Source organism: Halorubrum salsamenti (genome assembly GCF_007671685.1).
Classification (GTDB): domain Archaea; phylum Halobacteriota; class Halobacteria; order Halobacteriales; family Haloferacaceae; genus Halorubrum; species Halorubrum salsamenti.
The window spans coordinates 20404-33739 of the sequence record NZ_VCNL01000009.1 but is presented as its reverse complement, the minus strand read 5'-3'; the positions used below and the strand labels follow the sequence as shown (position 1 = coordinate 33739).

General features: G+C 57.7%; 17 protein-coding genes and 1 pseudogene. 11 read left to right on the top strand and 7 right to left on the bottom strand.

Annotated features, from left to right (window positions below; translation table 11 throughout):
* Positions 1-29: 29 nt before the first annotated feature.
* Positions 30-1502: an ABC1 kinase family protein gene (locus tag FGL94_RS16710; RefSeq protein WP_186313439.1), complete on the bottom strand. Its 1473-nt coding sequence runs from the start codon at positions 1500-1502 to the stop codon at positions 30-32.
* Between the two features lie 415 nt (positions 1503-1917).
* Here FGL94_RS16710 and FGL94_RS16700 point away from each other — a divergent pair, with 415 nt between their 5' ends.
* Positions 1918-2238 carry a YHS domain-containing protein gene (locus FGL94_RS16700; protein WP_144927683.1) on the top strand — a complete coding sequence of 107 codons (321 nt, stop codon included), beginning with the start codon at positions 1918-1920 and terminating at the stop codon, positions 2236-2238.
* Between the two features lie 4 nt (positions 2239-2242).
* Here FGL94_RS16700 and FGL94_RS16695 read toward each other — a convergent pair whose 3' ends face one another.
* A complete protein-coding gene (locus FGL94_RS16695) occupies positions 2243-3175 on the bottom strand; it encodes an alpha/beta fold hydrolase (RefSeq protein ID WP_119712795.1) in 933 nt (310 codons plus the stop codon).
* A 133-nt stretch (positions 3176-3308) separates the two neighbouring features.
* Positions 3309-3584, bottom strand: coding sequence for a hypothetical protein (locus FGL94_RS16690; RefSeq protein WP_144927681.1), 276 nt, complete (start codon positions 3582-3584; stop codon positions 3309-3311).
* A 336-nt stretch (positions 3585-3920) separates the two neighbouring features.
* Here FGL94_RS16690 and FGL94_RS16685 point away from each other — a divergent pair, with 336 nt between their 5' ends.
* Positions 3921-4604, top strand: a complete 684-nt coding sequence (locus tag FGL94_RS16685; protein WP_119712797.1) for an NAD(P)-dependent oxidoreductase — start codon at positions 3921-3923, stop codon at positions 4602-4604.
* A 55-nt stretch (positions 4605-4659) separates the two neighbouring features.
* Here the strand turns inward: FGL94_RS16685 and FGL94_RS16680 are convergent, their stop codons facing one another.
* Positions 4660-4935, bottom strand: a complete 276-nt coding sequence (locus tag FGL94_RS16680; protein WP_119712798.1) for a DUF7521 family protein — start codon at positions 4933-4935, stop codon at positions 4660-4662.
* 3 nt (positions 4936-4938) lie between these two features.
* Positions 4939-5289 carry an ArsR/SmtB family transcription factor gene (locus tag FGL94_RS16675; RefSeq protein ID WP_144927678.1) on the bottom strand — a complete coding sequence of 117 codons (351 nt, stop codon included), beginning with the start codon at positions 5287-5289 and terminating at the stop codon, positions 4939-4941.
* Between the two features lie 111 nt (positions 5290-5400).
* On the opposite strand from FGL94_RS16675, the gene FGL94_RS16670 reads away from it, so the two are divergent.
* Both FGL94_RS16670 and FGL94_RS16665 read left to right on the top strand, forming a co-directional pair.
* A complete protein-coding gene (locus tag FGL94_RS16670; RefSeq protein ID WP_144927676.1) occupies positions 5401-5967 on the top strand; it encodes a DoxX family protein in 567 nt (188 codons plus the stop codon).
* Positions 5968-5997: 30 nt separating this feature from the next.
* Positions 5998-6387: an SHOCT domain-containing protein gene (locus tag FGL94_RS16665; RefSeq protein WP_144927673.1), complete on the top strand. Its 390-nt coding sequence runs from the start codon at positions 5998-6000 to the stop codon at positions 6385-6387.
* A 118-nt stretch (positions 6388-6505) separates the two neighbouring features.
* On the opposite strand, the pseudogene FGL94_RS16660 reads toward FGL94_RS16665, so the two are convergent.
* Positions 6506-6784, bottom strand: a pseudogene (locus FGL94_RS16660) (helix-turn-helix transcriptional regulator).
* 126 nt (positions 6785-6910) lie between these two features.
* Between FGL94_RS16660 and FGL94_RS16655 the strand changes: the two are divergent.
* A complete protein-coding gene (locus FGL94_RS16655) occupies positions 6911-7078 on the top strand; it encodes a DUF1931 domain-containing protein (protein ID WP_142980856.1) in 168 nt (55 codons plus the stop codon).
* A gap of 80 nt (positions 7079-7158) precedes the next feature.
* Entirely contained in the window at positions 7159-7719 is a 561-nt protein-coding gene (locus FGL94_RS16650; RefSeq protein WP_142980855.1) for a TATA-box-binding protein, read from the top strand.
* 76 nt (positions 7720-7795) lie between these two features.
* Here FGL94_RS16650 and FGL94_RS16645 read toward each other — a convergent pair whose 3' ends face one another.
* The gene (locus tag FGL94_RS16645) at positions 7796-8488 is read right to left on the bottom strand and encodes an HNH endonuclease (RefSeq protein ID WP_144927670.1); all 693 of its coding nucleotides are present in this window, start codon (positions 8486-8488) and stop codon (positions 7796-7798) included.
* A 443-nt stretch (positions 8489-8931) separates the two neighbouring features.
* On the opposite strand from FGL94_RS16645, the gene FGL94_RS16640 reads away from it, so the two are divergent.
* From FGL94_RS16640 to FGL94_RS16620, 5 genes are read left to right on the top strand one after another with little or no spacing between them, the layout of a single operon-like run.
* The gene (locus FGL94_RS16640; RefSeq protein WP_049983715.1) at positions 8932-9180 is read left to right on the top strand and encodes a hypothetical protein; all 249 of its coding nucleotides are present in this window, start codon (positions 8932-8934) and stop codon (positions 9178-9180) included.
* Positions 9181-9186: 6 nt separating this feature from the next.
* Complete coding sequence (locus tag FGL94_RS16635; protein ID WP_049983716.1) at positions 9187-9609, top strand: hypothetical protein; 423 nt, start codon at positions 9187-9189, stop codon at positions 9607-9609.
* Positions 9610-9637: 28 nt separating this feature from the next.
* Positions 9638-11374, top strand: a complete 1737-nt coding sequence (locus tag FGL94_RS16630; RefSeq protein ID WP_144927667.1) for a hypothetical protein — start codon at positions 9638-9640, stop codon at positions 11372-11374.
* A gap of 3 nt (positions 11375-11377) precedes the next feature.
* Positions 11378-12217, top strand: coding sequence for a hypothetical protein (locus tag FGL94_RS16625; RefSeq protein WP_144927664.1), 840 nt, complete (start codon positions 11378-11380; stop codon positions 12215-12217).
* Positions 12218-12220: 3 nt separating this feature from the next.
* Positions 12221-13336 (top strand): hypothetical protein, encoded by a 1116-nt coding sequence (locus FGL94_RS16620; protein ID WP_142980851.1) that lies wholly within the window; start codon positions 12221-12223, stop codon positions 13334-13336.

Genomic DNA, 13336 nt, shown 5'->3' with positions numbered 1-13336 from the left:
GTGGAGGTACTCCGTATTCGAGATATCAGTTATCGACGCTGTTGCCTTGATGAATGAATGAATAAAATGGTGAAGCCGAGTGCGACGACGACCCCAACAGTAGCAGAGATCTGACTTACGGATAATGCGAGACCACTCGCTACAAATGTTCCTCCTGCGAGGATGGCGTACCCGATCGAACGAGTCTGCCGTCGTTGGCTCTGTGCGATCTCCTGAGGTATCACTGTGCGTTCCTGTTCTCGTGCGTCCAGTTCACGATCCAATTTCGTGGGTAGCCGGAGGAGGGCCCAGAGGGAGGTTTCCATGTCGGACCGAGCTTCGGCAAGTTTCATCCGGGCTGCTCGCTGGAGGAAGCCGTGTTCGCGGAGGAACGCCTGCGCAGCTGCGAGGATATCGAACTCGGGATCGAGCTGTCTGAGAACGCCTTCACCGATCGATCCCACCCGAATGACTAACATCACGTCTGGCGGGATACGAAACGGAAACTCTCGGAGCATTCCGACGACCACGTCGATTATCTGCTGCCAGTTCACGTCACCACCCCCTTCGAGGTCATCGATAACTAACTCGAGAACGTGACCGACGGCGGCCCTGTCGGCGTCGGGATCGAGTGCACCAAGGGCGACAAGTTCGTCAATGATTGCGTCGACATCCCGATTGACAGCGGCCAGATAGAGGTTAATCACGCTCGCTTGCATCGCCGGCGTGAACCGACCGCTCATCCCGAAGTCATAGAAGACGATGCGGCCGTCGTTGTCGACGGCGATATTACCAGGATGAGGATCGCCGTGGTACACACCGTGGTCGAGTCCCATCGTGAAGTAGGCATTCGCCACTCGTCGAGCGACGTTCTCCGGATCGTAGCCCTTCGCTTCGAGTTCCTCGAGGTCAGTAACCTTCGTTCCCTCGGCGTACTCCATAGTGAGGACACGTTCGGAGCAGACGTCACGAAATACGCGTGGGATCGTAACGGTCTCATTCTCGTCGGCAGCGAAATTTTCCCGAATCTCCTCCATCATCTGGGCCTCTCGCTCGAAGTCCAGTTCCTCCAGAATGATGCGCTCAAAGTCGTCCGCCATGTTCCGGAGTGAGAAACTGAACCGATCAGGTGCGAGAAACAGTGCAAGGGGAACGAGGCGACGAATAATGCGCAGATCGGTCTCGATGAGGTCCTTGATTCCGGGGCGTCTTACTTTCACGACCACCTGTTTTCCCTGATAGGTCGCCCGATAGACCTGTGCTAGCGATCCGCCGGCGATGGGTTCGGGATCGAAGTCGTCGTACGAGTGATACCCGACGTCTTCGGCGAGAGCCGGAATCATCTCTCGATACGGACCCGCCGGGATCGCATCTTGGAGCACTGCGAACTCCTCCGCGTACACTTGCGGAACGAGATCTGGGCGCGTCGAGAGAACTTGGCCGATCTTTACGAACGTCGGCCCAAGGTTGAGCATCGCCTCCCGTAGACGGCGGGCACGCTGCTCGTGCTGGTCCCGTGGCACAGTGCGTGACCCACCGACGATCAGAAACCGATGCCGATCACGGAGAAAGCGTAGGATGAACGGGGTGAACGTCCCAAGAATACGAATTAGACGGAGAAGAAATCGAACCATGGGCGTTGTCATAGAGTTCTTCCGACGGCCCTTAATACGTGCCCGTCGACCTACTTCGAAATACCCAATCGGCTTGGAGACGGATCTGTGAACAGAATGCCGAGGGATCCCGTCTGCGGTATGCAACTCAGAGTTGACGAAGCGGTAGCTTCAGTCCGGCACGACCAGGTGACGTACTATCTCTGTAGCGAAGAATGTCGACAGCGCTTCGAGAAACAGCCCGCAGTATACACCGAGTAGGGAGCCTACGCACAGTAGCAAATGGCCGACTGACGTTTATGGAAGGGCGAGGCGTACTGCCAGTATGCCAGTTGAGCCGGTCTGCGGTATGGAAGCCAGCGACTCAAGCGAAATCACCGCCGATTTCGAGGGGACGACGTTCTACTTCTGTTCGTCCGACTGTCGTGATTTCTTCGAAGAGCACCCGAAGCGATTCGTCGACGAGCCACGACCCCACCTCTGTGATGCGAGTGGCGTAATGGTACCGCGCTTGCACTACGGCCGCGCCGTCGGTGAGTTCAACCTGACGGTCGCCGACCCGGAATTGCTGAGCGTCGGTCTCGAGGACGACACCGACCTTCAGTTCGATCTCGAACGGGCGAATAAAGCTACAGAACGATCCTGATTCCTTAGCGAACTTCGGATACTTCGCTACCGTTTTCGTCGACCGATTCTCGAACCGTCATTTCCAAATCCCGGTCCTCTCGAACCGTCTTGATGAGTGCTTCAAGCAGACTGTTATACGCATTCGGGCGCTCTATCATAGCGACGTGACCGGTACGCTGTAGCCTGCAGAAAACGCTCTCGGGAATCCGCCTCGCGGTTCCGCGTGCCACCTCGATGGGAACAATACCGTCGGCTGGTCCGTGGATGACGAGCGTTGGGGCATCGACTCGCTCAATATCGGGGCGACCGTCGTACCCCCAGAAGGCCTCGGTGACAGTCGTCCACGCTGAGCGACGGTGGGGAAGCGGGTTCGATTGCAGGAAGTCCTCAACCACGACCGATGGCGTCTCCTCGTGGAAGCCGACGCTGTAGGCTAACTGCCGGATGAGCGCGTCGTTCGCGGGTATCTTATAGAGTCGGAGTGCCAGAAATAGTCGCAAAAGCGGTTTCTCCCCCGCGGGGGTGAGATCATGATCGCCCCCTGCGTGTAACACGAGCCCGGCTGTGGGATGGCGCTTCGCGTACTCGATAGCGAGGGCGGTACCGTAACTGTGGCCGTGGATGATCGGATTCGTGATACCGAGTTCATCAAGGAGATTCAGGAGGTCAGCTACATGCCCGGAGAGGGACTGCTCCTGCCGCATGGTCGAGTTTCCGTTGCCGGCGAGCGCATACGTGACCAACTCGTGGGGCCCCTCGAACGCGTCTAGTTGTGGATACGGGTTCCAAAGCGACCCGAGACCACCGTGGACGAACACGATCGCCGGGTCCGGCCCGGGGAGGTGAAGCGTCTCCAGTTCAACTGATTCCGACACCGGAACGGGTGTCGGTTCAGGAAGCGTTTCGGAAACGTCGTCGAACCGGACGTATCCCGGTGGAAAAGATGGTGACGCCATACTGAGTTAGAGATACCCCCTGCGGTGGTGTCGAATAGACGGTCCATCTGAGAGCCTGCTCCGAGGATCGTCTCGGTGGACACTAACCATCCTTGACAGTTATCGGTTGAGGGCGATTGTCTGGATGACCGGGTTACCCGTCATCGTGGATCTCATGCCGATTCCAGAGCAGGGCGAACAACCCGCCCATGAGATATCCTGCAACTAACGCGATCATGAGGCCGGCACCAGCCAGAGAGAGGTCGAAATCGACCGTGTCCTCGTACTCAACGAAGTTGGTCCGGGCGACAGTGGCGACCGCTGTTTCAGAGAAGCCCGAGACGACGAATCCGATCCATGCAGCGTGCGACGCTGCGAAGATGGCACCGAATATGAGTCCTGCCCGGTTGGCGGAGATTTCCTCGCTCATGGTTCCGCCTCTCCTATCGAGTCATGAGCTGGTCGCTCTTCAGGGGCGGTTTCATCAGCGAACAAACCCAGCATGTCTGTCATACTTGTAGCACCGGCTACGGTCGCCTATTTCACTACGATTGTGGTTTCGATACTGGCATGACAGAACACCTCTCGTTAGAATGTGAAACCGATCCGTGGCTGTAGTGACGATGACCCCAACCTGTCGAATCAAATTTCGGAGTTCTCTGGTAATCGAGCGTCCAGAGCGAACGCTCGGTCGTCCTTTAGAATTGTAAGCGTAATCGACTGAAACGAGGGGAACGACAACCAACATGAAAACGTAGGTGACCATATGGAACTGGCACTCTTCGGTGCGACAGGCGGGACCGGACGTGAACTGACGGCACAAGCGACCGAAGTGAATCACTCGATTCGCGCGCTCACTCGAAGCCCTGCAAAACTCCCACCGAACCAGGCAGTCACCGCCGTAGAGGGGGATGTACTCGATCCGGACGCGGTCGAAGCCACCGTAAACGGATCAGATGCGGTCATCTGTCTTCTCGGTCGAACGTCGGACAATCCCTCCGACGTGGTCTCTCGCGGGACCGCGAACATTATCGATGCAATGCAGGAACGGGGGATCGAACGCCTGGTCGTCCTGACATCGATGGGGTTAGGATCGAGCGTCCAGCAGGTTCCGTGGTACGTCCGCCTTGCGAACGTGACGGTGCTCTATGACCTGATGGCCGACAAAGCCAGACAGGAGGAACTCGTCGCTGGGAGCGGTCTCGACTGGACGATCGTCCGCCCCGGCGGTCTTACAGATGGACCCAAAACCGGGGAGTACGAACACGGCGTCGACATTGACGCCACGGCTGGTCCGATTTCACGCGCTGACGTTGCGGACTTCCTCCTTGAGATCCTTCAGACGGACTCCTATCTCCGTGACGTGCCAGTCGTAACGACGAACCAGAGCGTTGACGCCGAATTCCTCTGGGACCAAGTCACGGCTGTCGCGCAACGTCTACGAGGATGAGTGAATAACCGTCTCACTAATTCACGATTCCAAGATACTTTGCTGAATCGGGAATTCAGGGGTTCGGCGCATAGAGCGCGTACAAGATAGAAAGCATTCCCGCCGCCGCGACTAGTGCAGCCACGAGACCTGCCTGGAAGATTGACACCTGGAGCAGTTCGAATAGAACTCCTTCGAGGAGTCCACCGAGGCCAATTAGTGCGAACCCAAGGGCGACGTAGAGCATCAGCTGTGTTCCGTGGCGTTGGTAGCCTCGATAGGCTTGGTACGCGATAACCAGAGCCAACGCGGTCATGAACAACTTGGCGATGACGAATAATGTGTGTTTCATGAATCAGTCTCCCCGCATGTTTTCGAAGATGGATGTAATCCGGTCCGCGGGATCCGGCCGGACATCGATCTGGATGTCAAACCCCTCGTCTTGGAGGAGGACTTCGATACGTTCGAGACGTGCCTCATACTCCCGATAGTGCCGACCAGCGGGATCGACATGCGTGTACTCTTCGAGAAGTCCTTGCTCAACGAGTGTGTTGACGCGACGAGAGACGGTTGGGCGTGACATATCGCATTCCTCGCTGAGTTCTTTTGCAGAGAGTCGGTCCGTGTTCGTCGCCACGAGAATATCGCGAGCGTACTCGTCGTCGAGTGTGGCAAAGACGGCTGGTGGGCTCAACTCCTCAGTCACACTCGCATACTCGTCCTAGTGGGGTAAAATAGCCGCCCGGTTTTCTGACTCAGAACACTGGCTCACCGGTATATCGTCTCTCCCTGCCTACACTCACTCGGTGAAGTAACAATGTCTACGATTCCCTCTGGAGTCAACCAGCTAGAGAGCAAGGTCGGCGGTCTGACCATCGGTGGTCGTGTCCACAGCCTGAGCGCATGGTTCGTGCTCGCGCTACGGCTCATGATGGGCTACGCGTTTGCGTACTCGGGATTCACGAAGATCGTTGCCGCCGAGCCGTTCTCGGCGGGTGGCTATCTGGCGAACGTCGCGGCGACCAACGGCAACCCCCTCGCGGGTATGTTCGCGTGGATGGGGTCGACCCCGTGGTTCGTCGAGTTCGCGAACGTCGCTGTCCCGTGGGGCGAGCTGTTCATCGGTCTCGGACTGCTCGTCGGTGCCGTCGTCCGCCTCGCGGCGTTCTTCGGCGCGCTCATGATGCTCATGTTCTACTTCGGGAACTGGGACATCGCCCACGGCGTCATCAACGGTGACTTCGCGTACATGCTCGTGTTCCTCGCGGTTGCGGCGTTCGGTGCGGGCCGCATCCTCGGGCTCGATCAGTACATCGAACAGTACGAGATCGGCGGCGAGGCGCTCGTCGAGCGCTACCCCGTCCTCGAGTACATCCTCGGCTAACCACGCCGAACCATTTCAGGAGAAATACGCATGACAAACTCAATTCAACCACGCGGTACTCGATCCCTCGGACTGATCGTCGTCGGTGCGCTGACGGTCGCGGTTATCGGGGGTATGGCCCTGACGCACGCAGCCGTCCCGGACGCGGTGATGTGGGACTGGCACTACGGAATGTGGGACGACGGCCACATGACCGGCTGGGGACTATGGGGATGGGGGATGATGCTGTTCGGCCTCCTCTGGATGGCCCTCATCATCGGTCTTCCCATCTATCTCGTCTACTGGCTGGTGGCTCGATCTCAGACTGACGGACCCGCTGAGGATAGAGCCCTCGGGGCTCTCCGTGAGCAGTACGCCCGCGGTGAGATCGACGACGAAGAATTCGAACGCCGCCGTGGCCGCCTCACGGCGAATCGCTGACGTACGTCGCTCCCGAAGAGGAGAGATACTACCGACATCATCCGAGATGGAAATCACGCCCATCGCGGATTTTCAGATGATTCATAGACAATGGGGTAGCTGATCTGTACGAGAGAACCTACGCAGGCGCAGACTCACCAATCTCGATGTACTGACGTTCCCACTCACGGCGGGCTTCGATTTCACGGCGGCCGCGCCGCGTGAGCGTCTAGACGTTCGTCCGTCGGTCTTTCTCGCCTTTCTTGACGAGCGTATCGAGATTCGGGTAAAGTCGCCCGTGATGGATCTCCTTCTGGTAGTAGTCTTCGAGTTCCTGCTTGATGGCGAGGCCGTGAGAATCTTAGAGGCCGGCGATCACGTACAGGAGGTCGCGCTGGAAGCCGGTCAGGTCGTACATCGTCCTGCTCACTGATACGAAGCGCTATCGCATACGTCTGTTCCCCCTCAGAGGACAATACAACCCCACAGACACCGAATCAGATACCTGTATTTTATACAGAGGACGGGAGAAATGTCGCTACGTATGGCATACCTGATCGTCAAATCGGCCGTGAAAGAAGCGCTCAACGACCACAACGTCTCGGCGGATTTCTACGACGCCCTCGATGAGGAAGTTGCTGACCTGCTTGACGACGCCGCGAAGCGGGCTGAGGCCAACGACCGAAAGACCGTCCAGCCTCGCGACCTCTAACGCGGCCAGCGCCAATACCCGGGGCCCATTCTCGATAGTGCGACCAGTCTTTAAGAGCGGCGTGTGAACTATGTAGCGATATGGGTACGCTCACAGAGTCAGTTGACATCGAGAACGTCGTCGCGTCAACCGGTATCGGTCAGGAACTCGACCTCGAAACGCTTGCTGATGACCTCCGGGCGACCAAGTATGACCCTGAACACTTTCCTGGCCTCGTCTATCGGATGCAAGACCCCAAGGCCGCGGCCCTCATCTTCCGCTCGGGTAAGATTGTTTGCACCGGCGCGAAAAGCGTCGCCGATGTTACGGCTGCGCTCGAACAGGTCTTCGACAAACTTCGGGGTTTGGGTATTCAGGTAGATGACTCGCCAGAAATCGAGATTCAGAACATCGTCTCGAGTGCGGATCTCGGCCACACACTCAATCTGAACGCGATTGCGATCGGCCTTGGTCTCGAGCACATCGAGTACGAACCCGAACAGTTTCCCGGGCTCGTCTATCGTCTCGATGAGCCATCAGTCGTTGCGTTACTCTTTGGGAGCGGGAAGCTCGTCATTACAGGTGGGAAACGGATTGAGGATGCCGAACAAGCCCTCGAGGTGATCGAGGACCAGCTCACCGAGCTCGGCTTGCTCGAGTGAGCCTGAATCTGTTATCGATCGAGAACGGCAACTCGATAGTAGTTGGAGAAGATACTGCTTCACTTTTGCACTCATATCAGAGCTTGGTCATGGTTGGGTTGCTTCGTTTGAGCAGAGTGCCTCCGATAATGATGCCTGCCGGCAGCCAAAGAACGCCGGTCACGAGACCCGTCTTGACGAGCGGATAGCCGATTGCGTAGTACTGGATTCCGCCGAACAGGAGACCGGCACCGAGCGAACTTCCGGCCACTACCTTCGGGAGATGGTAGCCGACGACAACAATCACGCCCATCACGCCACCCGCGATGAGAGTCTGCCATGTCATCGACATCGTCAGCAATTGAATGATTGCCCAGGAGTAGGCGAACCCGCCACCAACGGTTCCGAGGGCGAGGAGGGCAAGATACGCGAGAAGTCGAGGAACGAGCGGTGGACCGTTTCGATGCGGAGCGCTGCTCGATCGCCGGCTTTGCTGCGGTGTCTCGAACAGGTCATGCCCATGGAGTTCGGCATGACAGGGTTCACAGAGTGTCGTCAAGTTCGAAAGACGATTTGAGCCGCCTGCCGAATGCGGGACGATATGGTGGGCGTGGAGGCGAACGCCATCGTCGCCGGCGTGAGGGCCGCTCTTGCGCCCACAATTCGTGCACGTCCAGTCATCGCGTTCGTAGACCGTCCGACGACGGGCGTCCCAATCCGGTGGATACTCACCCCCATACGCCGATGGGTCGTCCCATTGGGGATGGATGTCGTATCTGGCCGTGCCCATCAGTTTTACAATTGAGTGCTGCTGGATTATGAAATAGGTGGTGCCCGCAGGTACTCCGTTGGTGAGTGATGCTCTCGAGACTCATACAGAAATAACCGATTAACGGAATATTATTTTAACTGAATTGAGGTGCTGAGTCCTCTTCCTCAAGGAGCAACGCAGGGAGCGAAGTGACCGAATAGCGCAGTAGAGAGGGGGTACAGCACCGCACAGTTCTCGAACTGGATTGCCGCAGACGTTTAATGATATGGTTAACCAACACCGTAGATCGATGTGGCACCACTGTTGGTTAATACGGTCCTTGAGTGGTGAGTCTTCTGATCGGGATGGTAATCGAGTTCTATTCAGGATCTATCCCAGTAGCCAGAAAGTATTTACCTCACATACAACTACCACGTCAACGTGTACCACAGTTTAATCGGTGCATACCTGAACCCGCACACATGATTACACGGTCAGTCACCATCGAAGACATCGATGAGCTGTACCTGATGTGGAACGACCACATCAACGCCTCGGCCCTCTATCGCCGCGCCCTCCGCGAAGAGATGGCGGTTCGGGATGTCGATCCCGACGAGCTTCGAGACCTTTTCGAACGGGCCCGCGAACAGGGCTACAGCAAAGACGAAATCGTCGCCGAGACCAATCGATACGCCGATCTCAAGACACTCGTCGACGACGCAGAGGAGTAACCCACTATGTCACAGGACACCACTCCCTCCGAAACGACTCCGAATCGCGCCGAAAGCCAGTCGACGGCGGCAAGTAGGCTCCCCAAGCAGGCGGCACTCGTCATCGTCTTCCTGAGCCTGTTCGCTGTGGAACCCGCCGCTGCACAGACGAACGCCGTCTGCAGTGCGGACAACCTCCCGGGTATGATCGAAGGCTTCTTCCAGCTCACCACGGCGCTGGGGATTGTCGGCCTCGCGGTCGTGTGGCAGGCCGATTCCCTTATCGAGATGTTCACGATCACGCCCGACCAGAAGAAGGGCCTCAAGCGCCACAAGCGCTCCGCGATGAAGTCTGCGGTCGTCCTTGTCGCCCTCGGGCCACTCTACACCGTCGCCGGATCGATGATGAACCTCCCGCTGGCGCAGTGCGTCGACCTCGCCCCCTGGTAGGCGACTACCGCCCCCGTCGCGAGCCCCCATGAAACAACGAGAGCTCTCCGTGCTAATGGCCGCCCTGTTCGTGACGAGTTTAGTCACGGGTCTCGTCACTGCAAGCCCGCCACGGCCAGGCACGGAGGGAAATGGGCTCACTGAGAATGAATCAGCGACGCTGTGGTCTCGCGACGCGGACAACTACATCACCCAGGAAGAGTACCAGCAGCGCTACGGCGAGAGCCGGACCGCGATGCACCAGCTCGCAAACGGGACGGACATCACGTTCAAGCGCCCGCCGGAGACAGCTGCAACGTGGACGCGAAACGATTTCGCTGATCTCGAACCCGGTGGGTCGGATACGTCTGTGCATCCGCGCCACGCGTCGCTCGAAGATGGGGTGTTCATCGAGGACGCCCACGCCACAGTGTTCGCAGTGCAGCCGTCGACGCGAGGTCACTTGGAGTCGGGTGAAACCCCGCTCTATATCGCGCCGAACGGCACGATGCGGGGGTTCGTTGACTATCGTGTTCGCGTCCCGAACGGAAGCTCTTCGGGGAACACGACGATCGAGTGGTCGCTCACGAGCAACGAGGTCGAGGAGGTTCGATTGCAGAAGGACGGCGAAACCATCGTCGAGAGCGACGGCTCGCACACGCCGGCCCTCGACTACCAGATCGAGGACGACTGGAGTGCAAACCTCACGCTCGAAGCCGAGATCAGCGTCCGGTTGAAGAAGACCACGCGAATCGACCGAGGCGACGAGACCGATGTCGAGGTCACGTACCGAACCGAATCGCTCAACGTCTCGGATTCGATCGCCGTCGAGATTTACGACCTCTCGGCGTACCCCTACTACGCCGAGTACCCCAATGGTGACGCTGGTGTGGCTATCTTCCAGTCCAGACCGTGGCAGGGGTACACGCTCACGGAGAATGGAAGCGCACGAGTGCGTGGCGTCTGGCGGTTCTACACCGCTCGGAACACCAACTGGGATACACTCGTCAGGTCGAACCGGACCGACAGCGCCACCGTCGAGTCTGACGCGATTCCGGTCTATGTTCACGCGTATCCGTCGCGAATCGGCCCGCGTGCTGAACCAGTTCGCGATGGCCCAGAGATCATCGACACCTGGGGCACTGACCGACCGTCTCCGGACGGAACGCTCGGTGAGAACATCAACATCGACATCGTCAACCAGTCGTACACGACGACGTACGGCGTCGCAGTTCGCGCGGAGAACGTCGACCGCAACGCGCTCCAGGTAGCGGGGATCGTACGGGGCGTGAACGCCTCGATTGTGGCACCTGACGCTGGCTCTGAGCGGCAGCTCCGGCGCAGTAATCTGACTGTTGAGGTGCTCCAGCAGAACGAAAGTCAGGCCACACTCCGCATCGAACTCCGGGACAACGAGACCGGCGCACCAATCGTGCTCAGCGATCCCGACCGACGATATCCAATCGGTGGGAACACTCGCAACGGGTACATCACCGTCGCGGAGCAACGCGTCGAGACCAACGCCTCCGGGGTGGCGATCGTGACGATCGACGAGCCGGGTATCTACACGGCTCGGTACCATCCGGGTTCGTGGCTCGGGCACGACCCCGCGTATGTGAGTGCGACGGCAACAGCTCGGTGGCATCCGCTCGGCACCATCGACGGTTGGTTCTCGTTCATTTTCGAGGTTGGCTGGCAGCTCATCCCGTTTATTGTGATGTTCTACGCTGGCAAGCGGCTCCTCCGAATGCTCGGTCCAGAAGACATCTTCCAACGGAACCCATAGTCCATGACTAGAAACCACCCACACATCAGTCGGCGAACCGCCCTCCGAACAGTCGCAGGTGCCGCCCTCGTAAGCGTCGCTGGCTGTCTGAACGACAATGACGGTTCTGGGACGCCTGGTGACGGAACGACCTCCCCAGATAGCAACGGCCCACTCACGCGTATCGCTGTTGAGGGGATAACACTCGTCGTCGAACTCTCCGAAGAGACCGACATCGACCAAGTCAATCTCATCCAGCCGAACGGCGAGTTATTCGGAAAGCGTGACGTAGCCGCAGGTGCTCAGCAGGTTTCATTCGAGATTGGCACCGCGTATGCGCCCGGTGAGTACCGCGTACTCGCGTTGAAAGGCGAGGAGACTGTCGCAGAAACCTCGCTCGCTATCCAGCCGGAATTGGTGATACGAGATGTTGGGCTCTATCGGAATAACCCGGATAAACCATGGGATGAAGTCTATGGCGAAAGCCAAACGGATTCGAAAAAGAATGGGGAAGCATTCGTCACCGTGGAGAATACCGGGAGTGGTCCAGAAGCAGTAGTTGAACTCCGATTTACCGGGGACGTTCCCAATCCTGTCGATGATCCCCGTGGAAGTGGGATATACGAAAAAGAACGTGTCATAGTCGGTGCAGGTGAGACAGTAGATATCTTCAGCGACTCGTTCCCGTTTGGCTCGGAAATCGGGGAGGATGGTATGGGTTGTTCAACTGATGGAAATAGCGGGCAGTTTACTGTCGTACTGGAGACTCGAACTACAGGCCAACAAGTCACGAAATCCTACGACGTGGAGTACACTGGCTCTGACGAGATGCAGAATTGCGAGGTCACAATTAGCGAGGCTTGATGTATGGTTGATCTCATTGATGTCGTCTTAGAGGGGTTCAAGGGCGTTGTTGACTGGATTATTGGCCTCTTCATGGATGGCCTGACGACCGGTTATAATACGCTCACCGAGGAATTATTCGGAACTCCTACACCTCAAACAGATGGCGCATTCGTTTTTGGCGAACCATCGAACGCACCCTGGACCACAATTCAAGATTCCCTCGTTGGCGGCGAAATCATGCTCATCGCATTACTGCTGCTCGTAATGAGCGTCCAAGGCCGGCATACAATCCGGATATTCAACATCGGAAGTGCCTATGAGGCAAGGAAGACGAAGAAAACGGCGTGGGTGGGTGCCTTCCTGATTATCGTCTGGTATTGGATTGGTGTACTCTCTCTCTATATCGTGGACGGGTTTTCAATCGCACTGATGCCGAGTATGGCTTCGCTTCGGAACGCTATGTTGGGCTTCCTCACCGTGTCTCTAACGAATCCAGGATTGTCTCTTCTATTCGCCCTGCTCGGAGGAATTTCGATGTGGGCATTGCAGGCACTGTTCTACATCCGTGAGATTCTCCTCTACGTGTATCTCTACGGAATGCCAATCGCAATCGCTCTCGGATATGGGAATATTCCTGTTGTGTCTGATATCGCATTGGGCTTTGCCAAGCGATTTGTGCCCCTGGCTGTCCTGCCATTGCCGGCAGCGATGGTCTTCAAGGGGTACGATTTGATATACGGCGGTGGAACTCTCACGCCAGGAACAGCGTTCCTCAAATATCTCGTCGCTGCGTCCCTCCCGCTGGTCGCCCTCTACATCACGTGGAAGACGTTCAAATACGCGACTCCGCTGACGGCCAAAGTCGTCGGCGGTGCAACGAAAGGCGCAGCACTCGTTGGCGGTGTCGCCGCTGGAGCCTACGTCGGTGGCGCCGGCGTCGCGACGACCGCCGCTCGGTGGGGGCCGAAAGCCGCCGCTGGCCACGCCGTCGCCCAAAAAGCGGCTGCCCGCGGTGGGCATGGAGGAGACGATGGCGGGACGCCATCGTACCGTCGAACAGAGAATGACCCTGGTGGAGCGACAGCGGAATCGGCGAGTGACGACCGTGGGATGGAGTTTGATCGAGGAATCCACTAA